27 protein-coding genes are annotated in these 24,558 nt (G+C 61.4%); 16 read left to right on the top strand and 11 right to left on the bottom strand.

Features of this window, described 5'->3' with window-relative positions; translation table 11 throughout:
• Nucleotides 1-159 precede the first annotated feature (159 nt).
• On the top strand, nucleotides 160-2,250 hold the full coding sequence (locus AB4136_RS29850; protein ID WP_137902134.1) for an NAD(+) synthase: 2,091 nt from the start codon (nucleotides 160-162) through the stop codon (nucleotides 2,248-2,250).
• Nucleotides 2,251-2,478: 228 nt separating this feature from the next.
• Here the strand turns inward: AB4136_RS29850 and AB4136_RS29845 are convergent, their stop codons facing one another.
• From AB4136_RS29845 to AB4136_RS29810, 8 genes are all read right to left on the bottom strand, one after another.
• Entirely contained in the window at nucleotides 2,479-2,646 is a 168-nt protein-coding gene (locus AB4136_RS29845) for a hypothetical protein (RefSeq protein WP_441932030.1), read from the bottom strand.
• Between the two features lie 91 nt (nucleotides 2,647-2,737).
• Nucleotides 2,738-3,382: an SCO family protein gene (locus AB4136_RS29840; protein ID WP_137902135.1), complete on the bottom strand. Its 645-nt coding sequence runs from the start codon at nucleotides 3,380-3,382 to the stop codon at nucleotides 2,738-2,740.
• Nucleotides 3,379-3,909: a TlpA family protein disulfide reductase gene (locus AB4136_RS29835; RefSeq protein ID WP_441932028.1), complete on the bottom strand. Its 531-nt coding sequence runs from the start codon at nucleotides 3,907-3,909 to the stop codon at nucleotides 3,379-3,381. Before AB4136_RS29835 ends, AB4136_RS29840 begins: the two co-directional genes overlap by 4 nt.
• 11 nt (nucleotides 3,910-3,920) lie before the next feature.
• Entirely contained in the window at nucleotides 3,921-4,379 is a 459-nt protein-coding gene (locus tag AB4136_RS29830; RefSeq protein WP_137902137.1) for a c-type cytochrome, read from the bottom strand.
• Entirely contained in the window at nucleotides 4,376-4,513 is a 138-nt protein-coding gene (locus AB4136_RS29825; protein WP_171021055.1) for a hypothetical protein, read from the bottom strand. Before AB4136_RS29825 ends, AB4136_RS29830 begins: the two co-directional genes overlap by 4 nt.
• Before the next feature lie 34 nt (nucleotides 4,514-4,547).
• Entirely contained in the window at nucleotides 4,548-4,988 is a 441-nt protein-coding gene (locus tag AB4136_RS29820; RefSeq protein WP_137902138.1) for a DUF411 domain-containing protein, read from the bottom strand.
• A 27-nt stretch (nucleotides 4,989-5,015) separates the two neighbouring features.
• Nucleotides 5,016-6,494 carry a multicopper oxidase family protein gene (locus AB4136_RS29815; RefSeq protein WP_137902139.1) on the bottom strand — a complete coding sequence of 493 codons (1,479 nt, stop codon included), beginning with the start codon at nucleotides 6,492-6,494 and terminating at the stop codon, nucleotides 5,016-5,018.
• Between the two features lie 91 nt (nucleotides 6,495-6,585).
• Nucleotides 6,586-6,924, bottom strand: coding sequence for a hypothetical protein (locus tag AB4136_RS29810; protein WP_441932026.1), 339 nt, complete (start codon nucleotides 6,922-6,924; stop codon nucleotides 6,586-6,588).
• Between the two features lie 328 nt (nucleotides 6,925-7,252).
• Here AB4136_RS29810 and AB4136_RS29805 point away from each other — a divergent pair, with 328 nt between their 5' ends.
• From AB4136_RS29805 to AB4136_RS29780, 6 genes are all read left to right on the top strand, one after another.
• Nucleotides 7,253-7,462, top strand: coding sequence for a hypothetical protein (locus AB4136_RS29805; RefSeq protein WP_441932024.1), 210 nt, complete (start codon nucleotides 7,253-7,255; stop codon nucleotides 7,460-7,462).
• Nucleotides 7,463-7,807: 345 nt separating this feature from the next.
• A complete protein-coding gene (phnC, locus tag AB4136_RS29800; protein WP_006023687.1) occupies nucleotides 7,808-8,659 on the top strand; it encodes a phosphonate ABC transporter ATP-binding protein in 852 nt (283 codons plus the stop codon).
• Complete coding sequence (gene phnD / locus AB4136_RS29795) at nucleotides 8,656-9,516, top strand: phosphate/phosphite/phosphonate ABC transporter substrate-binding protein (RefSeq protein ID WP_006023686.1); 861 nt, start codon at nucleotides 8,656-8,658, stop codon at nucleotides 9,514-9,516. Before phnC ends, phnD begins: the two co-directional genes overlap by 4 nt.
• A 7-nt stretch (nucleotides 9,517-9,523) precedes the next feature.
• Nucleotides 9,524-10,342 carry a phosphonate ABC transporter, permease protein PhnE gene (gene phnE, locus AB4136_RS29790; RefSeq protein ID WP_006023685.1) on the top strand — a complete coding sequence of 273 codons (819 nt, stop codon included), beginning with the start codon at nucleotides 9,524-9,526 and terminating at the stop codon, nucleotides 10,340-10,342.
• 12 nt (nucleotides 10,343-10,354) lie between these two features.
• Complete coding sequence (locus tag AB4136_RS29785) at nucleotides 10,355-11,356, top strand: phosphonate dehydrogenase (protein ID WP_006023684.1); 1,002 nt, start codon at nucleotides 10,355-10,357, stop codon at nucleotides 11,354-11,356.
• A gap of 7 nt (nucleotides 11,357-11,363) precedes the next feature.
• The gene (locus tag AB4136_RS29780) at nucleotides 11,364-12,251 is read left to right on the top strand and encodes a LysR family transcriptional regulator (protein ID WP_006023683.1); all 888 of its coding nucleotides are present in this window, start codon (nucleotides 11,364-11,366) and stop codon (nucleotides 12,249-12,251) included.
• A 444-nt stretch (nucleotides 12,252-12,695) separates the two neighbouring features.
• Here the strand turns inward: AB4136_RS29780 and AB4136_RS29775 are convergent, their stop codons facing one another.
• Nucleotides 12,696-13,322 carry a recombinase family protein gene (locus tag AB4136_RS29775; protein ID WP_024342673.1) on the bottom strand — a complete coding sequence of 209 codons (627 nt, stop codon included), beginning with the start codon at nucleotides 13,320-13,322 and terminating at the stop codon, nucleotides 12,696-12,698.
• Nucleotides 13,323-13,457: 135 nt separating this feature from the next.
• Here AB4136_RS29775 and AB4136_RS29770 point away from each other — a divergent pair, with 135 nt between their 5' ends.
• From AB4136_RS29770 to AB4136_RS29730, 9 genes are all read left to right on the top strand, one after another.
• A complete protein-coding gene (locus tag AB4136_RS29770) occupies nucleotides 13,458-16,430 on the top strand; it encodes a Tn3 family transposase (RefSeq protein WP_006023681.1) in 2,973 nt (990 codons plus the stop codon).
• Nucleotides 16,431-16,526: 96 nt separating this feature from the next.
• A complete protein-coding gene (locus AB4136_RS29765; RefSeq protein ID WP_137902099.1) occupies nucleotides 16,527-16,898 on the top strand; it encodes a metalloregulator ArsR/SmtB family transcription factor in 372 nt (123 codons plus the stop codon).
• Complete coding sequence (locus AB4136_RS29760) at nucleotides 16,891-17,418, top strand: arsenate reductase ArsC (RefSeq protein WP_137902098.1); 528 nt, start codon at nucleotides 16,891-16,893, stop codon at nucleotides 17,416-17,418. Before AB4136_RS29765 ends, AB4136_RS29760 begins: the two co-directional genes overlap by 8 nt.
• A gap of 8 nt (nucleotides 17,419-17,426) precedes the next feature.
• Nucleotides 17,427-17,852 (top strand): arsenate reductase (glutaredoxin), encoded by a 426-nt coding sequence (arsC, locus tag AB4136_RS29755; protein WP_137902097.1) that lies wholly within the window; start codon nucleotides 17,427-17,429, stop codon nucleotides 17,850-17,852.
• A gap of 9 nt (nucleotides 17,853-17,861) precedes the next feature.
• Complete coding sequence (arsB, locus tag AB4136_RS29750; RefSeq protein WP_137902096.1) at nucleotides 17,862-18,917, top strand: ACR3 family arsenite efflux transporter; 1,056 nt, start codon at nucleotides 17,862-17,864, stop codon at nucleotides 18,915-18,917.
• Entirely contained in the window at nucleotides 18,917-19,627 is a 711-nt protein-coding gene (gene arsH, locus AB4136_RS29745) for an arsenical resistance protein ArsH (protein WP_137902095.1), read from the top strand. Before arsB ends, arsH begins: the two co-directional genes overlap by 1 nt.
• 70 nt (nucleotides 19,628-19,697) lie before the next feature.
• A complete protein-coding gene (locus tag AB4136_RS29740) occupies nucleotides 19,698-20,018 on the top strand; it encodes a metalloregulator ArsR/SmtB family transcription factor (RefSeq protein ID WP_137902094.1) in 321 nt (106 codons plus the stop codon).
• 43 nt (nucleotides 20,019-20,061) lie between these two features.
• Nucleotides 20,062-21,456 (top strand): NAD(P)-binding protein, encoded by a 1,395-nt coding sequence (locus tag AB4136_RS29735; protein ID WP_137902093.1) that lies wholly within the window; start codon nucleotides 20,062-20,064, stop codon nucleotides 21,454-21,456.
• Nucleotides 21,453-22,697 (top strand): MFS transporter, encoded by a 1,245-nt coding sequence (locus AB4136_RS29730; protein WP_441932020.1) that lies wholly within the window; start codon nucleotides 21,453-21,455, stop codon nucleotides 22,695-22,697. Before AB4136_RS29735 ends, AB4136_RS29730 begins: the two co-directional genes overlap by 4 nt.
• On the opposite strand, the gene AB4136_RS29725 is transcribed toward AB4136_RS29730, so the two are convergent.
• Both AB4136_RS29725 and AB4136_RS29720 read right to left on the bottom strand, forming a co-directional pair.
• A complete protein-coding gene (locus AB4136_RS29725) occupies nucleotides 22,630-23,682 on the bottom strand; it encodes a TniQ family protein (RefSeq protein ID WP_137902091.1) in 1,053 nt (350 codons plus the stop codon). The genes AB4136_RS29730 and AB4136_RS29725 overlap by 68 nt on opposite strands.
• Nucleotides 23,679-24,557 (bottom strand): TniB family NTP-binding protein, encoded by an 879-nt coding sequence (locus AB4136_RS29720; protein WP_137902090.1) that lies wholly within the window; start codon nucleotides 24,555-24,557, stop codon nucleotides 23,679-23,681. Before AB4136_RS29720 ends, AB4136_RS29725 begins: the two co-directional genes overlap by 4 nt.
• Between the last annotated feature and the right edge of the window lies 1 nt (nucleotide 24,558).

Genomic DNA, 24,558 nt, shown 5'->3' with positions numbered 1-24,558 from the left:
TTTGCAGCTGCCGTGCGTTCTCCAGTCCGGGGCCAAACTGCCGCCGAGCCGCGATCGCTGCCTGCGCACCTGATCTGCTGGAAGCCCTCGATGGTTGTTGCATCCGGCTCAGTCTATTATCCGTGATGCAGATGGCGACCTTCGGAAGGCGAACAGCACATGGCTGAGCAACAAGTCAGCTTCTTCTCCCCATATCGACATGACTTTGTGCGTCTTGCGGCGTGCGTGCCACGCATCGATGTCGCTAATCCCAGCTTCAATCTCGATCGCACACGTGAACTTTTACAAGAAGGACATCGAGAACGCATCTCGCTTATGCTCTTCCCCGAACTCGGTCTCTCGGCTTATGCAATCGATGATCTTCTGCAGCAGGACGCACTGCTTGACTCCGTGGAAGCAGCAATCGCACGCCTCGTCCAGGAGAGCGCTGATCTCTTCCCCGCCTTTGTCATTGGCGCACCGCTCCGAGCAGACGGCCGCCTCTACAACACGGGGGTCGTCATCCACCGCGGGCGAATCCTGGGTGTCGTTCCCAAGGCCTATCTGCCCAACTACCGGGAATTCTACGAGCGTCGGCATTTCAGCCCTGGCGTCAATGTTCGCGGCAGGAACATCTCTCTTGCAGGTGCAGAGGTTCCCTTCGGGGTCGATCTGCTTTTTCGTTCCGCCGGCACGTGCCTCTTCACCTTCCATGTCGAGATTTGCGAAGACATGTGGGTACCTTACCCGCCAAGCACCGCAGCCGCACTTGCGGGTGCCGAAGTGCTGCTCAATCTGTCCGCCAGCAACGTCACGATCGGCAAGGCCGACGATCGCCGCACACTCTGCGGGTCGCAATCGATGCGTTGCATCGCGGCTTACGCCTATTCGGCAGCCGGGCCTGGCGAATCCACGACCGATCTCGCTTGGGACGGACATGCATCAATTTTTGAGAACGGGCTGAAGCTCGCCGAAACCGAACGGTTTTCTTTAGGCTCGACAATGGCGGTGAGCGACGTCGATTTGGGAAGACTTCGGCAGGAGCGCATGCGTCGTGTGACATTCGGCGATTGCGGGCGCGCCTGGGGGATTGAGCCGGCCGATTTCCGCACGGTCTCCTTTACCCTCGACGCGCCGAGAGAGCCTTTGCCCCTGAAGCGCAGGATCGAGCGCTTTCCTTACGTTCCGTCCGATCCTGCAAAACTGACAGAACATTGCTACGAAGCTTACAACATTCAGGTCCAGGGCCTTGCGAAGCGCCTTGAGGCAACGAAGATAAGCAAGGTCGTGATCGGCGTTTCCGGTGGGCTCGATTCTACACAGGCTCTGCTCGTCTGCAGCCAAGTGATGGACCGCCTCGACCTGCCACGTTCGAACGTCCTGGCGTTCACCATGCCTGGATTTGCAACCGGCGAGACCTCCAAGTCGAATGCGTGGGCATTGATGCGCGCGGTTGGCGCCACCGCGAAGGAGATAGACATCCGTCCTGCGGCGCGGCAGCTCCTGGCCGACCTCGGGCATCCCTTCGCGAGCGGGCAGCCGGTGCACGACGTGACATTCGAGAACGTGCAGGCTGGGCTTCGGACGGACTACCTTTTCCGGCTGGCCAATCATAACAATGCCTTGGTCGTCGGCACGGGCGATCTGTCAGAAATCGGCCTCGGCTGGTCAACCTATGGCGTCGGCGATCACATGTCGCACTATAACGTCAACGCCTCCGTTCCGAAGACTCTAATTCAACACCTGATCCGGTTTGTGGCGGCTTCGGACGACACCGACAAGGCGACGGCCGAACTCCTGCTGGCAATTCTCGCCGCGGAGATCTCGCCGGAGTTGGTTCCAGCAAAAGAAGGCGCAGGTGCGCAATCGACCGAGGCAGCTATCGGACCCTACGCCCTGCAGGATTTCAACCTGTACTATGTCACGCGCTACGGACTCCGGCCCTCGAAGATCGCCTATCTTGCACTGCAGGCTTGGGAAACCGTGGAGCGCGGCGCCTGGCCCGCGAATATGCGGGCACGCGACAGGCGAGCCTACGATCTTTCCACGATCAAGCATTGGCTCCGCCTGTTCCTCTTCCGGTTCTTCACCATCAGCCAGTTCAAGCGCTCGGCAATGCCGAACGGCCCCAAGATTTCATCGGGCGGTTCGCTCTCGCCTAGGGGAGATTGGCGCGCGCCATCCGATTCAACCGCGAGCGTGTGGCTAGATGAGTTGGAAAGTGGCGTACCGGACGATGCGGCACCTAACGCGGGCGGCGATACCGAGTAGGTGGTTAGTGGCTGCGGCTTCATCGCACCCCCGCAAGGGACGCAAGCGGTGTGAATTCAGGCACTTCACGATTTCCTTATGAGGAGGGTGTTATGATGGCGGACAAATGCGCCGAACGCCGACCGGTGCCAGACGGAATCTAAGATTGTGGCTCCGAGGACTCGCTTGCAGGATTGGCGCAGAATATGCGGTAGCAGAATATGCGGTACATGACGCCGATGAATCCCGCTATGCGCTTGTCGGCCAGGCGGTGGTAGACCGCCTTCGATTCCTTGCGCCCCTCGATGAAGCCTGCCTCACGCAGATCTGCTGGGAGAGGCCTGGCTGACGGATCTGGAGCGTGTCTTCGAGATCACGCACGGAACGCTCGCCGTCGACAAGGGCGCAGACGATCATCAGGCGATTGGAGTTCCCGGTCTTCTTCTCCCGGAGTGCATCGACATGACGAAAGGTGTTTCGGCGGCAATCCTGGATCAAAAATAAATGGTCATGGCTGATTCACGCTGTTCGTCAGGCCGTTGACATACATGACCAGGTTTAATGGATCGAACCTGAGGCCATGAAACTTGGCCGCGAAGCGCCCGCCACGGTCGATCACATGGGTGACCACGCCGTGCATCTGCTGGCCGCCTTCGAGCGGATCGAAACGGACGTTGTATTCCTCCGACAGCTTGCGCGTAGCGTCCTCCGCCTGTCCCTCGCGGGTGGTCAGGAACGTCCAGTTGCTCGGGTCCAGCCCGTGCGCCTCGCCGTATGCTTTCATCACCTCGGGCGTGTCTGCCGCCGGATCGGTCGTCACCGTCAGGAACTGCACCAGGTCCTTCATGGGCGTTTCACCGACCATGGCCTGGACTCGGGCGATCAGGTCGGAGTGCAGCGGACATACGTCCGTGCAGCTCGCGAAGACGAAGTTGAGCACGACGACCTTATTCGAGAAATCCGAGAGGCGAACTGGGTTGCCTTCGGCGTCGGCCAGTTCGAATCCCGGCGCTGCGGGAGCGTCGATCGCCTGAAAATACTTCTCCTCGCTGCCCATTAGCCTGTCGAGATCGGCGCCCGGGTGATGGGCATGCGCGGGATGCGCGAGGATCGGCGTCGCAGCCAGGGCGGCGAGAAACGCTCTTCTATTCATTTCCGTTCTCCAGTTTGGTCGAGTTCGCGTTCGATGATCCCTTCGAGGAAGGCGACCATCTCGGGAGTATCCCATTCGGCGGGCCCGGCGAGCCGCGCGAGCTCATTTCCCTGCGGACCGATCAGAAGCGTGGCCGGCAGGCCGAAAAGCCCCAGCGAACGGATCGCCGCCCCGTCCTGGTCGATGAAGACGGCGAGCTTGACCCCGATCTCGTCGAAGAACATCCGGACCGCGCTGGCTCCCGCTCGGTCCACCGAAAGGGCTACGACGGCGAACTCCTCGCCGCCGAGTTGCTGCTGCAGGCGGTCGAGCGTCGGCATCTCGGCCCGGCATGGCGCGCACCACGTCGCCCATACGTTTAGCAGCACGACCTTGCCGCGCCAGTCATCAAGGGATCGCGGCTCTCCCGACTCCTCGGCGAAGACGAGATCGGCCAAGGGCTGCGGCTCCTGATGCAACGACATGGCAGTCGGTGCTTGGGCATCCGCGCTGCTCGCGGCCGCGATGACGGCAATTGCAAGCGCCATCAGGATTGCTCTCACTGCGCCTTCTCCTTTTCCCGGCGGCTCATCTGCGCCTGGTACGCGCGCTCCCGCTCCGGCCATGTGCTCTTGATGAAGGCGAGAACGGCGCGGATCTCGCCGTCGCCCAGCACGTTCCCTAATCCCGGCATGTCACTTTCGTAGCCGTTGCCCACCACGGCGGCAGGGCCTTCCTTGGTGATCCGGAACAGCACCCCGTCTGGGTGGTGCCATGTGTGCCCCGAAGCATCGTGCGGCGGGGCGGGCATGCGTCCTGACGGCAGCGGCCTCTTCCAGTCGGGCTGGCCTTCGAGGTTGGCTCCGTGGCAGGAGGCGCAGTTCGCGGCATAGAGTTGCCGCCCCTGTGCGATCGCCGCCGCATCGCTGGGATTGGCCCCGAAATGCCAGAGCAAGGCGATGGCGGCCAACGCCGAGAGCCCCGCCACGATGCCGAGGGCAACAGCCTTCCTGCTCATTTACGGCCGCTGAAGAACAGGTACTTCACCAAGGCCGCGGCTGCGAGGACAAGCACGACGGCGAGCAGGAGCCAGACCAGTGCCATGCCCGCCATCATGCCGCCCATGCCGTCCATCATTCCACCGTCCATCATTGGCGGCTCCTTCCGTTTTTGGGTTCCGGCGGCACTATTCCCGCGCATAGACCCCGCCCACGGTGCCGGACTTGGTGATCTCCAGCATCTCGAATGGCGCTTCCTTGGTGCCGCTCATCCCCGGCGAGCCCATGGGCATGCCGGGCAGCGTCACGCCCTTGATGTCGGGCCGTTCGGTCAGGAGCTTCTCGACCGTGCTCACGGGGACGTGGCCGCTGACGACGTAGCCGTCCACGAACGACAGGTGGCAGCCCTGGAACTCGTCAGAAATGCCAGCCTCGCGGCTCATCTCCGCCAGGTCGTGCGTCGCCTTGACCGTGACGTCGAAGCCGTTCTCCCGCAGGTAGTCGGCATAGCCTTCGCAGCAGCTGCACTGCGGGTTCTTGTATAGGGTAAGGTCCTTCTCGCCTGCGAGCGCCGGGACGGCAGCCCAGACGAACGAAACGAGGGCGACGGTGTTCATAATGGTACGCATTTCGGTTCTCCTTTTGAAGGGGGGTTGTCAGGCGACGCGGAAGACGCCCATCATCCCGGCGGCCTGGTGTTCGAGGATGTGGCAGTGGAGCATCCAGTCGCCGGGGTTGTCGGCGACGAAGGCGATCTCGACCCGCTCGCGCGGAGACATGAGCACCGTGTCCTGCCATTCGCGGAGGCGCGTCGGCTTGCCGTTCCGGGAAATCACCCGGAACGAATGGCCGTGCAGGTGGATCGGATGGTGCCAGGCCGTCGCGTTGGTCATCGCGATGACATGGCTCTTGTCCCGCGCCAGCGTCAGCATCGGGTCCATGATGTGACCCTCGGCAGCAACCCCGTTGATGAACCAGATGCCGCCGGAATGCATCATGTTCATCATGTCGCCCATCATGCCGCCCATCGCGCCGGCGGAATCCTCGCCCGTGTCGCCCATGCTGCCGCCCATCTCCTGCATGACCATGGCTCCCATCATGCCGCCGTTGAAGGTGACCTCGTGGCGGATGGCCGATGCGAGGTCCGGTTCTGGCAGCGGGTTCGGCGGCAGGAGGGCGGGCCAGTCGAGGGCCGTCTGCCTGAGCGGCTGATCGCCATAGGCGAGATCGACCAGGCGGTATTCGAGGTCCTTGTAGAAGCGATCGATCACGGAAACCCGGCTTCCGGCTTCAGCCGTCATGTCGAAAATGATGTCGGCGCGCATGGCGGGTCCGAGCACGACGAGCCCGCCCTCCGGCGCATGCGGCTCGACGGGCTGCCCGTCCAATGCGATCACGGTGGGTTCGTGATCTCCGAAGTCGAGGCCGAAGATGCGGGCGTTGGCGGCGTTGATCAGGCGCAGGCGGACTCGTTCGCCCTTCCTGACAGGGACGACATCCGGCACCCGGCCGTTGATCGTGACCGTGTTGCCGACGCGGCCATTGTGCATCATGTCGTGGCGGTTGCCGAAGTCCTCCCGCATCTCAGCGGTCTTGGTCAGCCGCCAGTCAGACAGCACCCAGGTTACGTCGCGGTCGACCCGGACCGGATTGGCTTCTTCCACGATCAGCGGCCCGTAGAGGCCTCGGCCGACCTGCTCGAAGCTGCGATGGTGGGGGTGGTACCAGAAGGTGCCCGCATCGACCGCCTCGAACTCGTAGGTGAAGGTGTCGCCGGGCGCGATCGGCACCTGCGTGAGATGCGGCACGCCGTCCATGCCGTTCGGCACGCGCACGCCGTGCCAATGCACGGTCGTCTCTTCGTCCAGCGCGTTCTCGACCGCGATCCGCAGGCGTTCTCCCTGGCGGACGCGGATCTCCGGGCCGGGCAGCTTGCCGTCGTAGCACCATATGGCGGTCTCGCCGTGCGGGTCAGGCGCGATCTGAGCGCGGCCCGGTCCAGCGCGGAGCCGGAATTCCCGAATGCCTGCGGCGCGGGCATGCGATTGCGGCGGAAACATCGCACCCGTCGAGACCGCGGCGGCGGATGCGAGGAAGGCTCGACGCGTCAGCGTCGGCACGCGGAAATCGGACATGGATCAACCATCCTGGAACAGCCTCATATGACGCGCGGACGAAGCCAGCGGGTCGACGGGTCGGCCGCGAGCGGATGCCGCTGCGGCCGCGTCAGCTCAGGAAGGTGGTTCGGGGAGGGTAGGGGTCCGGGGGACCCGTGCGGTCGTCCGACGGTTCCGCGGGCGGCGAAGAAACGATGGCCGCGACATGCGGAAGCTCGGTCACGGCAGGTGGGCAGATCGCAGTCAGCGTGGTCACGCAGAATTGGTCGCACGCCGACGCCAGGCCGTCATCGCGGGGACAGTCCTGGCAATCGGCCATGCCGCCATCGTCCATGGCCGCCATCGACATCTTCAGGGACATGTCGGTCGAAGCCGCCGCGTGCGCCGCCGTGCCCGCGGCGAAGGCCGCGAGGAAGACGACTGCGAGGATGCGGACGAGGTTGCTCATTGACCGGACAGTAGTCCTGCCTCTGCAACGTGTCCAGATTCGGATGGTCGCAGATGATGGGAGCGGCCAGGAAACGAGATTAATGATCGACGCACTGGCGGTGCGGCAGTCCGGACTGATAGACGGAACTGCGCGCTTTGCCCGATCTCATTCTAGGGGAATGTCGGCCGGCAGTCAGCCTTCGCGTGAATGGAAGCAGGCTTGGCGATCACGTCTGGTGAGAGCAAGCTAGCCGTGAGAGGGTCTTCCAAAATCCTCCAGACGACTTCGGTGGCGGGGGTGTCGAACATCGGCCATGGCTGAGCAAAATACGGTCGGGCTGCCATGAGTGGATTTTTTGCAGCGCTGCCTTGGCCTTCCGCTGCTGAAGAAGGAGGGGCAGGCGCATGCCGAAAAAGATCTGACCGTGAGGGTGATACATACCGGTCAGTTTTGTGGCCGTGCGCCACGGCTCAACAATCTTGTCCAATTCGAGTTTAATAATCGTGTCGGTGAGGATCAGCGTATCTGTGCCGCGTTATTGGCCCCTGAACATTAAAGGGGCACAGATATACGGTAGAAAGTTCAGATCACGAACAGCGACGGGCTTCCGCGCCACAGTCGAAGGTCGTAGAAGGGTGGAACTTTGCCGTTCGTCTCGCCCATCGGAACGAGACGCCATTCACAACACAAGCACCTAGGTTTGAACGCGGAAATGAGACATTTGCGGATGTAACAACCTTGCCGCAATGCAGCATCGTCCGCCTTGCACGCGGCGAAGGGTCACTTCACTGACGGATAGAGTCACAAAACCTTCGCGACCTTGACATCGAAGTGTCATCCACGAGCCCTACTGTATTGCGAAACGCAATCTCTGCGTCATTCACATTACAGATGGTGATCCATGAAGCCCAGCGATGCCGAGACCGACCGCAAATACGTGTTGCGGCTCAGAAATGTCGGTGTGACCTATTCAGGCGGAGTGGTGGCGCTCAGATCGACCACCCTCGATTTCTTCCAGCGCGAGTTCTCCGTTTTACTCGGCCTGTCGGGTGCGGGGAAATCGACACTTTTGCGCTCCCTGAACCTCCTTGTTAAACCTACCTCCGGCGAGATTGTCTCATCGGATTTCGGTGTCCTTGGCCCGACCGGCGCACTCCGCCAGCACCGGCGCCGAACGGCACTCATTTTCCAGCACCATCAGCTGATCGAGCGACATACGGCCCTCGCCAACGTCCTCACCGGCCGACTCGGCTATCACAATACCTTGCGCAGTTTCTTCCCGCTGCCCCGCGCGGACCTGGAACTGGCTCTCCACTGCCTCGAGCGCGTCGGTCTGGCCGACAAATCCATGACGCGTGTCGATCAGCTCTCTGGCGGCCAGAAGCAGCGTGTCGGGATTGCCCGCGCGCTGGCGCAGCAGCCCAACATCATTCTGGCCGACGAGCCTGTCGCCAGCCTCGATCCCGCCACCTCGGAGAAGATCCTCGAACTGCTTCGCCAGGTGTGCAAAGAAGACGGCATCACCGCCATCGTGTCGCTGCACCAGCTGGAATACGCGCAGCGCTTTGCAGACCGGATCATTGGCCTTGCCGGTGCACATGTTGTGTTTGACGGCGCTCCTGATGAGCTCAATGACGACAATTTCGCCGCGATATACGCCGGGCACCGCCGTGAGCCAATCGCACCCAGCCGGACGAGTAACCCCGCCTACGCCCAGCCACCGTTTACGCCTGAGATGGAGATGTCCCTATGAACCGCCTGCTGAAATTTGCCATTGCTGCCGCCCTTGCCATGGGGCTGGCAGCGCCAGCCCACGCCGCCAATCCGAATCCAGAGACTTTAAAGGTCGCACTGTTACCGGATGAGAATGCGTCCGAGTTGATCAAGCGCAATCAACCGCTCAAGGACTACCTCGAGAAGGAACTGGGCAAGAAGGTCGATCTGGTTGTGACAACAGACTACTCGTCGATGATCGAGGCAATGCGTTTCGGCCGGATCGACATAGCCTATTTCGGTCCGCTCTCGTACGTGCTTGCCAAGGGCAAAGCCGATATCGAGCCGTTTGCGGCAATGGTCAGCGACGGCAAGCCGACTTACCGCTCTGTCGTCATTGCCAACGCGAATGCCAATGTGAATTCGCTCAGCGACATCAAGGGCAAGAAGGTCGCTTTCGGCGATCGCGCTTCCACCTCCAGCCATCTGATTCCGAAGACGTTGATGGCGGAAGCCGGTGTCGTGAATGATCGCGATTACCAGCAGCACTTCGTCGGCAGCCACGATGCGGTTGCGGTGAATGTCGCCAACGGCAATGCGGAAGTCGGGGGCCTTTCCGAGGTGATCTGGAAAACTCTTCTTGAGAGAAAGCTCGTCGACGCAGGCAAGGTCAAGGTCATCGCCTACAGCAAGGAATATCCCCAATACCCGTGGACGATGCGCTCCGACCTGAAGCCGGAGCTGAAGGACAAGATCCGCACCACTTTCGTGAACCTGAAGGACCCCGCAGTTCTGAAGAACTTCAAGGCGGACGGTTTCGCCCCGATCACGGACAATGATTACGACGTGATCCGCGATATGGGAAAGTTGCTTGGAATCGACTTCGGAGCGATGTGAGGACGTGATGACGACGCTCGGCGCAACCACAATCAACACAACAAACCATTATCTCGATCAGTACAGTCGGGCGTGGATCCGGCAGTCTGCCCAGGTTGCTGCGGTACTCGCTATTGTGCTGGTTGCATTCTGGTATGTTGGTCTTCTGGATTTCGGGACCCTGGCAAACGGGGTTCCGGCCATCTTAACGCTGGCCCGCGAGGCGATGCCGCCGGATTTCACCAATGCGCGCGCGTGGCTCAAGCCGCTGGTGGACACCTTGGCAATGAGTATTGCCGGAACGGCAATAGCGGTGCTTCTGTCATTTCCGCTGGCTTTTCTTGCTGCCCGGAACACGTCGCCGCACACGATCGTATTTCATGTCGCCCGTACCCTGCTAAACGCTCTTCGCTCGGTCCCGGAGCTGATTATGGGCATCATTTTCGTTGCTGCCGTAGGCTTTGGTGCTTTACCCGGCGTTCTGGCATTAGGCCTGCATTCGGTCGGTATGGTCGGCAAGTTTTTTGCGGAAGCAATTGAGCATGTCGATGAGGCCCCCATAGAGGCTGCGCGCGCCGCAGGTGCAACTCCGGTTCAAGTGTTGTTCCACGCCGTCCTGCCACAAGTGTCATCGCAGTTCGCAGACGTATCCGTCTATCGCTGGGAATATAACTTCCGCGCATCCACGATAATGGGAATGGTTGGCGCAGGCGGTATTGGGTTTGAGCTGATGGGATCGCTTCGAATCATGTTGTATCAAGAAGTCAGCGCCATTTTACTCGTCATCCTGATAATGGTGACAATCGTCGATGGCCTGAGCGGCTATTTGCGGAAGAAATTCAAGTAAGGACCGGCCATCGTGAAACCGCGCGTCGTCATCACCCACAAAGTGCATCAGGAAACCTTGGATCTCCTCTGTGACCATTGTGAAGTCACTCCCAATCAAACTATGGAAACCCTGCCCCGCGAAGAGATTCGCCGCCGTGTCGGCACGGCGGATGCAATGATGGCCTTCATGCCGGACTGGGTCGACGCCGATTTCCTGGCAGCTTGCCCGCAGATGAAGGTCATCGGCGCGGCCTTGAAGGGCTACGATAACTTCGATGTCGCGGCCTGTACGGCCCGGGGCATCTGGCTGAGCATCGTGCCTGACCTCCTGACCGTGCCGACGGCTGAGTTGGCCATCGGCCTTACCATCGGCCTCACCCGCAAGATGATCCAGGCCGATGCCAGGGTCCGCTGCGGCAAATTCGCCGGTTGGCGGCCGGAGTTTTTCGGCCTGGGCATCGCGGGGTCCGCCATTGGTATTCTCGGAATGGGGGCGATTGGGCAAGCCATCGCCGAACGGCTGAATGGCTGGGGCGCAACGCTGCTATACAACGACCGGGTGCCGATCCCAGCACCCGGCGGCGAAGCTCGACCTAGTGTTGCTCGGCGCAGCCTGGAGGAGGTATTATCCGAATCCGATATCGTCATCCTGGCCCTGGCGCTGGCCCCAGACACCATCCATCTGATCAACGACAGGACGCTCGCCCTGATGAAACCAGGCGCATACCTCGTGAATCCATGCCGCGGCTCTGTCGTGAGCGAAGCTGCTGTTCTAACTGCGCTCACCAGCGGTCAGCTCGGCGGGTATGCCGCCGACGTGTTCGAGCTGGAGGATTGGGCTCGCGAAGACAGACCGCGGGAGATCGCTCCGGGCTTGCTGGGTCACCCAAACACGATGTTCAGCCCGCATATTGGCTCTGCTGTTAAGAAAGTTCGCTTGGCAATCGAACTGCGCGCTGCAGAAAATATCCTGCAGGCCCTTTCGGGTAAGCCGCCAATGGATGCCGTCAACAATCCGAGACAAGTGGCTTAGATCGGCAATGCTGAATCTAGTATGGGTGCGGACATTTCTGGCCCTGGCGAAGCATAAGAGCTTTCAAGCGTCCGCAGAATATCTTCGGATCGCTCAGCCGACGGCCTCATCACATATCCAGAAGCTTGAGGAGCAGCTGGGTGTCCTGCTATTCCATCGCTCCCGAACGGGGTGCGAGCCGACGCGGGAAGCGATGAACTTTCTGCCTTATGCCCAGAGCATCCTTAGGGTTAACGAGCGTGCACTCGCCGCGGTCTCTGGGGAGCGCACGCGGATCGGTGCCAGTTCCAATATCGGAATCTATCTGCTGCAGCCCTATGTCCGGTCATATCTGGAAGGCCGCGATCCAGCGGCTTTTGATATGGTGATTGACCGCAATCCGTCCATCGTCGAGAAACTGGAGAATGTCGAAATAGATGTGGCCGTGTTGGAATGGTGGGACAACCGCGACGGCTGCCAAGTCGAGCGCTGGAGAAGCGAGCCCGTCGTCGTCATCGTTCCGCCCGATCATCCATTGGCGTCTCAAGACCACATTGATCCGGTTCAGTTATCCGCATTTGAGCTTCTCGGCGGCGAACCTGGCACCGGGACCGGGCGGATGCTTGCGAAATATTTCGGCGATCACGCTCAAATGCCGCGGGTTTCCCTACAGTTGGGTAGCACCGAGGCTGTCAAGCAGGCGGTAAAGGCTGGAGTTGGCATCTCTCTAGTTCTGGCGTCAGCCGTATCGGACGAGGTGCGGGCCGGAAGCCTGCGTGCCTTACCCTTCCCTGACCCGCCGCTACGAAAGGACCTGTTTGTCGCTTGGCGCACCGGCATTTCGGGCATGCCTATACCGGCCTTCGCCCAGCATCTATTGAACGCTCACTGCAATGAGACGGTATCCGCTCGCTGACGTCAGCGCCTCTCGAATCGGCTACATGCGCGTTTTGTTGGTCATGAACGCGTATTTCGCACGGTCTAAGCGGTCGCTCAACCGGTTCGATGATTGAGTGAGGAGCTTAAATGCGACGTCAAAGAGCGTGGGTACAGGCGATCTGTTTTCGCATGCGCTCTGCGGTCAGCTGAAGGCGGCCCAGCTCCATCAACCCATGTCATGGGTTCGTGTTTCTTAGTCGATCTGGCTAGCTTCTCCTGTGGCGAATGTCCGCAAAGTGGCAACCAAGCCGCCCTCGGCAACCAATCGAAAGCGCAGAATTCCACTCCACCGCGACGTTCCTGCCCTCTGCCGGAAAAGGCCGCAGTGGCTCATGGCTTGCCGTACAACTTTCTCGAACCAAGGTCCGAAAGGGGTCCGGGAGCGGCCGGAGAAGGCACGAAGCTGTCCCCCTCGCATACTTCAGGTTTCGCGCTTGCGACGACTGAGCAGCTTTTCACCATCGGCTCTCAACTCGCCTTCTGGCCCGACAAACCGGTAGAGCGTCTGCCGGGTAATTCCGAGTTCGGCACAGAGATCGCGCACCTTGGTTGCCGGTTGTCCCATGGATGCGGCGGCAAGCCGCAGCTTGGCTGGCGTCATCTTGAAGGGGCGGCCGCCGTTGCGCCCTCGGGCGCGGGCTGACGCCAGGCCTGCCTTAGTCCGTTCGACGATCAACTCACGTTCGAACTCAGCCAGCCCGGCGAAGATGGCGAATACCAGTCGGCCGTTGGTAGTGGTGGTGTCGATCGATGCGCCTTCGCCAGCCAATATCTTCAGACCAATGGCGCGTTTGGTTAGATCGCCGACCAGGTTGACCAGATGACGTAGATCACGGCCGAGCCGATCCAGTTTCCAAACCACGAGTGTGTCGCCAACACGCAGCGCCTTCAGGCATGCCTCAAGACCGGGTCGGTCGTCGCGGCGGCCCGAGGCTGCATCCTCATAGATATGGTCAGGCAGAACGCCGGCCCTGATCAGGGCGTCGCGCTGCAGGTCGTGGGCTTGACTGCCATCAGCTTTCGAGACCCGTGCGTATCCGATCAACAATGTCATTTATACGTCCGTTTGTGTGACATTCTTCATTTGGTCGCGCCAAAGTCTGTAGATTGTCACATAACCCGTCTTGCAATGTAAGCTCCATGAACGGTTATCTCCGATCTTTTTGTGACGAACGGAGTACCCATGCCCCGCCGGATGATTTTGACGGATGCCGAACGGCAGAATTTCCTTGCTCTTCCCATTGATGACGACACTCTGATCCGGCATTGGTGCCTCGATGACGATGATCGCCATCTTATCGAAACTCGACGCCATGATGACACTCGGTTGGGATTAGCGCTTCAGCTCTCTGCTCTTCGTTATCCCGGCCGCCTGATTCAGCGGGGGGAAGTCATCCCTTCTGTGGCGCTGTCGTTTCTGGCCGAACAACTCGGGATCGAGCCAGAGGCACTTTCCACTTTTGCACGGAGAGCACCAACCCGCTATGAGCAGCTCGCCATCCTGCGCCAGCACTATGGCTTCACTGAACTGTCACACCCGTTGCGCGCCGATCTGCTTGCATTTGCACGCGGCATTGCGATCGCTTCGACGAAAGACAAATTTGTCGTTGCAACACTGGCTGACGAGATGCGGCGGAGGCGCATCATTATTCCCGGCATTACCGTGCTCGAACGGTTGGCGGGGCAGGCTTGCACTGAAGCCGAGGAGGCGCTGTATACCGATGTCGCCGGAAGATTGACGCCGGACCTTGTTCTTCGGATGGAAACATTGCTCGGCGCGGGACGACGCGCAAAACAGAGCGGCATATCCTGGTTGCGAGAACCTCCCGGTAAAGCCGGGGCAACGGCCATGCGGGGATTGATAGATCGACTGGAGGCCGTGCGTCATGTCGGTGTCCCCAATGATGTGCTTCAAGCGATCCCGGCTCACCGTGTTCGTCGGATGGCACAGGAAGGTCGTCGTCTGACTGCCCAGAATTTTGAGCAGATGCGGCCAGGCCGCCGTCACGCGACATTGGCCGCGTTTTTTCTGGAAATGGAAATAGCACTCACCGACGCGGCGATCAGCATGTTCGAGACGTTGATTGGCAAGAGTTTTCGGCAGGCAGAGGCAGCCCGTGACAAGCAACTCCTCGAAACCGCATCGTCGGCGACATCCGCACTCGATTTCTTCGTCAATTTTGGCGAAGCCATAACCGCCCAACGCGAAGCTGGGCTTTCTCTTGATGAGGCGGTGACCACTGTCGCGAGCTGGGAAGAGCTCATTCAGGCAACAGCTTCGGCGAAGGCAGTGAGAAGGCCTCGCAGCGAGGATGATTTGATCACCTACCTGCCGGCTCAATATGCTCGCATCCGGCGGTTCGCGGCTGCATTTCTGGCCTCGTTCACCTTTGAAGGAAACCGCCGAAACGTACATATCATTGAAGCTATTGTGCAGATGGAAACTGCCTGGAGGAAAGGGGCCAGATCAAACGATCGGCCCTGGATCCGCAAGGCGTTGCTGCTGGCGAATGCGCGATGGCGCAAGGAAATCGTCGGCGCTGATGACGTGATCGACCGGAAGATGCTGGAACTCTTTCTCATCGTCGAGCTGAAAAACAGGATTGCCGCCGGCGACATATGGATCAGGGGTTCCCGCGCCTACCGCGCACTCGACGAGTACATGATCTCGCACCAGACGTTTGCCGTCATCAAAGCCGAGGCCCGCATTCCGGTCGCGATTCCGATCGATGTCGAGACCTATCTCGCCCAGAAGGCCGACGCTCTGGATCAAAAGCTGCGTGAGGCGACACGTCGCCTGGAAACTAGTCGAGGCGATACCCGCATCGGCGCAAAAGGATTGCGGGTCCCAGCGGTCAGAAGCACGGAAACCGAAGCCGCAATCGCGTTCGCAAGGCGGGTGGCGACAGCCATGCCGCCAATCCGGTTGACGGACCTTGTGGCCGATATCGACCGGATGACCGGCTTCAGTTCGTTATTCGAGCACCTCCAGACCGGTCGGTCACCTTCCGATCTGCGGGTGTTCTATGCGGCGCTGATCGCCGAAGCCACAAATCTCGGCTTCTCGAAGATGGCGCATGCCTGTCCCGGCATCACGCGCCGCCAGCTACAGCAGATGGCAATCTGGCATTTTCGCGAGGAGACATTCGCTCTGGCGCTCGCCAAACTGGTTGAGGCTCAACACTCTGCCCCGTTCTCAACAGTGTTCGGCTCGCACGCTGTTTCCTCGTCGGACGGACAACATATCCATCTTGGCGACGGCGGCGAAGTCGCAGGCGGCGTCAATGGCAGGTATGGAAACAACCCGATTATCAAGCTCTACACCGCAATCTCTGGTCGCTACGCGCCCTTTCATACCAAAATCATCGCCGCAACGGCAAGTGAAGCCGTTCACGTGCTTGACGCATTGCTGGAAACCGACGCTGGCCTTAATATTGTCCGACACCACGTCGATGGCGGCGGCGTCAGCGATCTTGTATTCGCCCTCTGTCATGCGCTCGGCTTCGCATTCGTGCCGCGCATCCCCGATCTCGACGGGCGATGCCTCTACGCCTTCGGACTGGCCAAACAATACGGAATTCTTCAGAATGTCATGGGTGACCGGATTGACGCCGATCTGATCCGGACGCATTGGGATGATATCTTGCGCCTGATGACCTCGCTACGCACGCGCACCGTCAGCGCCTCGCTCATGCTGAAGCGATTGTCGGCGACAACGAGGCAAAGCGGTCTTGCCCAGGCGTTGCGCCAGATGGGACGGATTGAACGAACCCTCTTCACCCTCGACTGGATCAACGACGAGCAATTGCGAAAGACAACTACCGCTGAATTGAACAAGGGCGAAAGCCGGAACAGCCTTGTTCGGGCAGTCAATCTTCATCGTCTCGGCCGTTTCCGCGATCGCAGTCAGGAAAACCTGTCGATCCGGGCATCCGCTCTCAATCTGGTTGTCACCGCCATCATTCACTGGAACACAATCTATATCGGCCGCGTCATCGATGCCCTGCGCAGTGCAGGACAGGCTATCCCGGATCATCTGCTGTCCAGCCTGTCGCCTCTCACATGGGAGCATGTGAACCTGACCGGCGATTACCTCTGGGAAGAAAAGCCGGCTCTCGACAAAAACGGGTTCCGAGCCATCCCGTTCAACCCATGATCCGCCTGCCGTATATCTGTGCCCCTTTAATGTTCAGGGGCCGTTATTGTTCGGTGGCCACTGGACTCCTTTCCATATGTCGATTAGTCTCGACATATGGAATCAGAACAAGCCATTCTCGCCTTCGCGGCACTCGCCCAGCCGACACGCCTCGACGTGTTCCGGCTATTGATCGAGCATGAGCCTGATGGATTGCCTGCCGGCTCCATCGCCCGCCACATGGCCGTGCCCCACAACACCATGTCGACACACCTGGCGATCCTGTCCCGCGCCGGGCTGATCGAGGCCGAGCGGCAGAGCCGGTCGATCATCTATCGGGCAAAGCTCGATGCGGTGCGGGAGCTTGCCGGCTATCTCGTCAAGGATTGTTGCGGCGGGCGGCCAGAGATCTGCGCACCGTTGATCGCCGATCTCTCACCCTGCTGCACCCCTCAAATTGGAGCCACCAAGGAGCCCGCCCATGGCTGACCGCATCTATAATGTTCTCTTTCTCTGCACCGGTAATTCGGCACGCTCGATCCTTGCCGAAAGCATTCTCAACAAAGATGGGGGTGGCCGCTTCCGCGCCTTCTCAGCCGGCAGTCAGCCGAAGGGGACCGTCAATCCCTTCGCGCTGAGGGTGCTGAAGAGTTACGAATACCCGGCGGACGGATTCCGCTCGAAGAGCTGGGAGGAATTCGCGGTCGCCGATGCGCTGGTGATGGATTTCGTATTCACCGTCTGCGACAACGCCGCCGGTGAAAGCTGCCCGGTGTGGCCCGGCCAGCCGATGACCGCGCATTGGGGCATCGAGGATCCGGCAGCGGTCGAAGGGCCGGATATCCAGAAGGAAGCCGCCTTCGTCGCTGCGTTCCGCTATCTCAAGAACCGAATTTCCGTTTTCACCGCTCTGCCCGTGGCCAGCCTCGACAAATCGTCGCTCCGCGCCAAGCTCGCAGAGATCGGGCAATCGGAAGGTGCATCCTCGCCCCGGAACAGCGCGGCGTGAGCTCAGGCATGGATATTATCATCTATCACAACCCCGATTGCGGCACCTCGCGCAATACGCTGGCGCTGATCCGCAATGCCGGCGCCGAGCCGCACGTCATCGAGTATCTGAAGACACCGCCGTCGCGAGCAATGCTGGTCCAGCTCATCGAGCGCATGGGCATCTCGGCGCGCGACCTGCTGCGGGAGAAGGGCACGCCTTACGCCGAGCTTGGCCTCGGCGATCAGGACCTGACCGATGACCAATTGCTCGACGCGATGATGGCCCATCCGATCCTGATCGATCGCCCGATCATCGTCAGCCCCAAGGGCGTAAAGCTCTGCCGTCCGTCCGAAGAAGTGCTCGACTTGCTGCCCCCGCAACGGGGCGAGTTCGTCAAGGAAGACGGCGAGCGCGTCATCGACGAGCACGGCCGCCGCGTCGCGACGGCGTGAGGAAGAATCATGTCGACATTTGAACGCTATCTCACCCTCTGGGTCGCCTTGTGCATTGTTGCCGGTATTGCGCTCGGGCACGTCATGCCGGGCGCATTTCAGGCGATCGGCGCGGCCGAGATCGCCAAGGTCAACCTGCCGGTTGCCGCACTGATCTGGCTGATGGTCATCCCGATGCTGCTCAAGATCGACTTCGCAGCGCTCGGCGAGGTTGGCCGGCACTGGCGCGGCATCGGCGTGACCCTCTTCATCAACTGGGCGATCAAGCCGTTCTCGATGGCGCTGCTCGGGTGGCTCTTCATCGGCTGGCTGTTCCGGCCGCACCTGCCGGCCGAACAGATCGACAGCTACATCGCCGGCCTGATCATCCTCGCTGCCGCGCCCTGCACGGCAATGGTGTTCGTGTGGTCGAACCTGACCAAGGGCGAGCCGCATTTCACGCTGAGCCAGGTGGCGCTCAACGACGCGATCATGGTCGTGGCGTTCGCGCCGATCGTCGGCCTGCTGCTCGGGCTCTCCGCGATCACCGTGCCTTGGGGCACGCTGGTCCTGTCGGTCGTGCTCTACATCGTCATTCCGGTGATCATCGCGCAGCTCATCCGCCGCCGGCTGCTGGCGACCGGAGGACAGGCGGCGCTCGACCGGCTGCTTTCCAGCCTCGGCCCGGTCTCGCTCGCAGCATTGCTGGCGACTTTGGTGCTGCTGTTCGGCTTCCAGGGCGAGCAGATCATCGCGCAGCCCTTCATCATCGGCCTCCTCGCCGTTCCGATTCTGATCCAGGTATATTTCAATGCCGGCCTCGCCTACGTCCTCAACCGCCTGGCCGGCGAGCAGCATTGCGTCGCCGGGCCATCGGCGCTGATCGGCGCCTCCAACTTCTTCGAGCTGGCGGTCGCCGCCGCGATCAGCCTGTTCGGCTTCCACTCAGGCGCTGCGCTCGCGACCGTCGTCGGCGTGCTGATCGAAGTCCCGGTGATGCTCACCGTTGTCTGGATCGTGAATCGATCGAAGGGCTGGTACGAGCGCGGCGACAAGGTCGTGGCGATTGCCGAGGCCCACCGTTGATGACGGATGATCTGCCCAACGTCGCCGCCGACAGCCTCGATCTGCCAACCATCGACCAACTTAGGGCATCGCCCTCGACGCATCCGCCGCGTATCCTGTTGCTTTACGGATCGCTGCGCGAACGCTCTTACAGCCGGTTCCTGACGCTGGAGGCGGAACGTCTGCTCAAGCACTTCGGCGCGGAAACCCGCATCTTCGATCCTCACGGCCTGCCGCTACCGGACGGCGCCGCCATCGACCATCCGAAGGTGCAGGAACTGCGCGACCTATCCTTGTGGTCCGAGGGCCAGGTCTGGACCAGCCCGGAGCGGCACGGCGCGATGAGTGCGGTGATGAAGGCGCAGATCGACTGGATTCCGCTCTCTGTCGGCGCGGTCCGGCCGACGCAGGGCCGGACACTTGCTGTCATGCAGGTCTCCGGCGGCTCTCAGAGCTTCAATGCCGTCAATCAGCTTCGCGTGCTCGGCCGCTGGATGCGCATGGTGACAATCCCCAACCAATCGTCCGTCGCGAAGGCCTATCAGGAGTTCGACGAGGCGGGGCGGATGAAGCCGTCCTCCTATTACGATCGCGTGGTCGACGTGATGGAGGAACTGGTCAAGTTCACGCTATTGACCCGCGATGTCTCCCATTATCTCATCGACCGCTATAGCGAGCGCAAGGAAGCAGCCGAGAAGCTGTCCAAGCGCGTGAAGGTCTCTGCAATCTGACGCAACGACTATTTCGACGATTGCCGAAATAGCCGTTGACCATTCGCCGCAAAGACGATAGCTTATTTCCATGAACATCGAACAAGCAGCAAAGCAGCTCGAGGCGCTCGGCAGCCCGACGCGGCTTCAGGTCTATCGAATGCTCGTGCGGGCCGGCGATGACGGATTGCCGGTCGGCAGCCTGCAGGAGAAGCTCGGAATCGCGGCCTCGACGCTGTCGCATCATCTGCACCGATTGATCTTGACCGGCCTGGTGACGCAGGAGCGTCAGGCGACCACCTTGATCTGCCGCGCCAACTATCCGGCCATGGACAACCTTGTCGGCTTCCTCGTGGATGAATGCTGTGTCGATGCGCCCTGTGCCGTGAGCGAGGGAGAGGCTGCCGCCTGAGCTCTTTTTGCCTTTTATTTCGATAATCCCGGAAGGATGGAATATGACAAATCAAGCTCTGGAATCCCTCCCGATAGCCGTGATAGGCGGCGGACCCGTTGGTCTGGCCGCTGCAGCGCATCTCGTCACGCGGGGTCTTCCCGTCAAAGTCTATGAAGCCGGGGGTGCCGTCGGCGCCAATATGCGCGACTGGGGCCATGTCAGGGTTTTCACGCCCTGGCGATACTGTGTCGACCCCGCAGCAACAAAATTGCTCGAACGCCAGAATTGGCGCCTGCCGGAACCCGATGTCTTCCCGACCGGCGGCGAGATCGTCGCCAAGTACCTCGAACCGCTGGCCGCGACGCCTGAGCTCGCCGGCCTGATCGAGACCGGCGCTCGCGTCGTTGCGATCTCCCGGCTCGGTCTCGACAAGGTGGTCAGCCGCGGACGCGCGGAAAAGCCTTTCGTCCTGTCAATCAAGACGGCGGCGGGATCTCGCCGCGATCTCGCCCGCGCCGTCATCGACGCATCCGGTACGTGGGCGAATCCCAACCCTCTCGGCGCCAGCGGTTTGCCGGCCGATGGAGAGGCCGGGTTCGGCGACTGGATCGCCTACGGCACTCCAGACGTCCTCGGGCGGCATCGGGACATTTACGCCGGCCGCACCACGCTGGTGGTCGGTGCAGGCCACTCGGCCGCCAACGCTTTGCTCGATCTCACGCGCCTGGCGGAGACGGACTCTGCGACGACAGCCATATGGGCAACCCGCGGCACCAATCTCATCCGCATCTATGGTGGCGGCGACGCCGATCAATTGCCGGCGCGCGGCGAACTTGGCGCAGAAACGAGGGAAATGGTCGAAAGCGGTCGCGTGCCGCTCGTTTCAGGTTTCGCGATCCTTGCTTTGCGGGAAGAAGACGGTCGGATCATCGTCGAAGGCGAAACGGCCGAAGGAGCGAAGACGATTGGGCCTATAGACCGGATCGTGGCGGCCACCGGCCAGCGGCCCGACCTTTCCATGACACGCGAATTGCGACTCGATCTCGATCCGTGGCTCGAAAGCACCAAGGCGCTCGGGCCGCTGATCGATCCGAATGAACATTCCTGCGGCTCGGTGCCACCGCATGGCCATCGCGAACTCGCTCATCTTGAGCCTGGCTTCTATACCGTCGGCATCAAGAGTTATGGCCGCGCGCCAACCTTCCTGCTGCTGACGGGCTATGAACAAGTGCGCTCGATCGCCGCCGCCCTCGCCGGCGATATGGCGGCGGCCGACAATGTTCAGCTCGTCCTTCCGGAGACCGGCGTCTGCACCACGACATTCTCCGTCGAAGGGAGCGAAGCAGCGGGATGCTGCGGCGGCCCGGCACCAGCCAAGGTCGATGCCTGCTGCGCAGCCGACGCCATGGCGAATGACGAAGGCAAGAAGGGATGCGGCTGCGGAGTTGCCGCGTGAGCGTCGCGACCAGCGACGCAACGCCTTCGCACTACGAGCCGCCGCGCCTCCTCTTCGTCATTCCGGTTCTCGGCGTCACGCAGATCCTTGCGTGGGGCTCGTCCTACTATCTGCTGGCCGTTCTCGCGCAGCCGACCGCCACCGATACTGGCTGGCCGCTGGCATGGATCGTCGGCGGCCTCTCCCTTGGTCTGCTGGTCGCCGGCATCGTCTCGCCGCGTGTCGGAGATAGCATTCAGAGGCTCGGCGGGCGTCTCGTGCTTGCGACCAGCGCCGTATTCCTGGCGCTGGGGCTCGCAGGCCTCGCCCTGTCGCCCAACCTGCCGCTCTACGTCATCTCCTGGCTGGTGCTCGGAGTCGGTATGGGAGCCGGCCTCTATGACGCGGCTTTCGCTACGCTCGGGAGGCTCTATGGCCAGCGGGCTCGCACGGCGATTGCGACGCTCACCCTGTTCGGCGGTTTTGCAAGCACCGTTTGCTGGCCGCTCTCGGCGCTGCTTGTGTCAGAGTTCGGCTGGCGCAACGCCTGCCTGATCTACGCGGCCATCCACGTTGCCGTGCTGTTGCCGCTCTATGTCTTCGCGCTGCCAACCGAGCCGAAGCGAGACCTCCGCGCCGCCTTGATCCCCGCAAGCCATGCAGGTGATGCGGCGACGCCAGTGGCAGTGGCCACCTCCAAGCTGATCTTCGGACTGGTCGCGCTGGTCATCACCATCAGCTCGATAATCTCAGCGATGCTGTCCGTACATCTGCTGACGATCCTCCAGGCGCGCGAGATCGCGCTTGCGGCCGCCGTCGCGCTCGGTGCGATCGTGGGACCGTCGCAGGTCGGCGCCAGAGCGATCGAGATGCTGATCAGTCGGTTCCATCATCCGATCTGGACGAAGTTTGCTTCCACGGTGTTCGTGGCGATCGGCGTCGGGCTGCTGTGGATCGGTTTCCCGGTCATCGCCGCCGCGCTGATCTTCTACGGCGCCGGTATCGGCATCGAGTCGATCGCGCGCGGCACTCTGCCGCTGGCCGTCTTCGGTGAAGATCGCTACGCGTCGATCATGGGTCGCATCGCCATGCCGAGCCTGATCATGCAGGCGGCAGCGCCATCCCTCGGCGCGTTGCTGATCGACGTATACGGGGCTCATGCTGCGCTTGCCGCGTTGCTCTCCCTCGCTCTCATCAATGTCCTGCTGGTGTTGGTACTCTACCTGATTCTGCTGAAGGGCGGGCGTCTCCAGCCTGCATGACGCGTAAGTAGGCCTCGAATAGCGCGGATCGATCGGCGCCCGCTGGAGGGGAGTGCTTCGGTCGTGGTTGGCCCTGGTGCCGGTCCAGGAAGTCCGCGAAGCGAGCGATCAACTTATCGTGGCTGCCTGCCGCCAGGATCATAAAGCGCCGATATGCGGCTCCGGCGTCCGTGCCAGAAATCAGCCGATCATGAGGCTCGGATGCGAGCCGCTCGAAGCAGCGAATGCGCGCCGAGGTCGACAGGCTTGTGAGAGACTTCGCCCCTGTATCGCCGGCGGCGACCGGCGCGCGCAACAAGCGCGGGATCAGATCCCTGGTTGCCGGCGAGCCCTTGGCCGATTCCACCCGCCACATATCCGCGATCGCACGCTCCAGCCGCTGGGCCGATGCCTTGACGGAGGCCTTCACGGCATTGCGCAAATCGAAGCCGCATCGCACGCAGAAATGCTGTGGGACAAGTTCGCCAAGGTCGAAGGACGCGATCCCACTGCGGCAGGCGGGGCATCGATCCCGTAAGCCGCAACCATGCACGAAGCAGGAAATACGCGACGCCAGCCGCCATTCTTTTCGAAAATACGGCGCATCGTCATTAGCAAGGCACAGAGGACAATATTGCATCCAGGTCGAACGATTGCGTCGTGCGTTCTCGCGCAGCGGCAACAGCAGCGGCGTACACGCGTCATCGGTCAACGTCATCGCTGAGATCGCTTCATGCGCAATGCCTGTCTGACTGGCGAGCAGGACGGCGACGTCGCGCGGAAGCCTAACATCGAGACGCGGCGTCCACATCCCGTCGCGCGACCCAAGGACGCCGGCGAACGACCGCGGCGCGATCCCGTTTGCAAATGCGAGGCGGTGGACCCAACTCGACAACAACTCGTCCGGAAGCGGATCGACGGAGACCGGCCATTGATCGCGGACGACCTCGCCATATCGCTCGCGGACCTCGACGGCGAAATCCGCATTGGTCCCTTGGCCGTTCACAGCAGGCCGTCGCGCGCCGGTGCCCGGCGACGCTTCGAGACCGGAATGTAGCGCAACTGCTCAAGCTCGGATTTCGTGATCCGCTCCGCACCGGACCTCGCCGCCGCCGTGGCCGCGGCGGAGACGATCGCCACGATCTCGCCGATCAATCCCTCGGAAAGCTGGAAGATCGTTCGGGCCAGAGGTTCGTCTGAAAGATCGGAAGCGCGGGCAAGAGGTAGCGCGCCTTCGAGGCTGTCGAGCAGCGTGAGGAATTCCTCGCCATACTGCCATCGCGGCACCGCGTGGAGGTCGAACCGGCTCGCCATCTCGCTGGTGTCGTTGATGAAGTCGTAGACGGCGACTTCGCCGATCAGAACCGGAGAGATGTCGAACTGGCGGCCAATCCGCCGGAGGAACGCCAGAACGGCCTCGACGTCCCGGGCTCGGCCGCGCAGAGCGTTGTGGAATTCGTCGAAGATCAGGATCCTGGGCTTCAGGCTGTCGAGCAGATGATCGATCTGTTCGGCCTTGCGGCCGACATCCCGGCTTCTGCCAATCGGAGCGCGCAGCGCCTGCAGGATGCTTCCATAGAAATGGGTAAGACCGGCCCCCTCGCGCGTCTGCACCACCCACACGCGCTGCGACACGGCGGTCCTGAGATGCTCGACGGCAAATCGTTCCGCGATCATCGTCTTGCCGTTGGCATAGGGTCCGACCAGCATCAGGCCTCGGGTCCGCAGCGCCGGCGGACGCGCCAGCAGGTCGGCCAGTCGTTCATGCGCTTGCATCGCGATCTGATGCCCGATCCATCGCGGCGCCTGGATGTAGGCGATCCGGGTTTCGGTGCTGCGGTCGAGAAACGGACGAACATGGTCGAGAAGATGCTCCGACATG

Origin of the sequence: Mesorhizobium sp. 2RAF21, from assembly GCF_052115345.1 — a bacterium.
Taxonomy (GTDB): Bacteria; Pseudomonadota; Alphaproteobacteria; order Rhizobiales; family Rhizobiaceae; genus Mesorhizobium; species Mesorhizobium terrae.
This window is presented reverse-complemented; position numbering and strand designations above follow the sequence as displayed.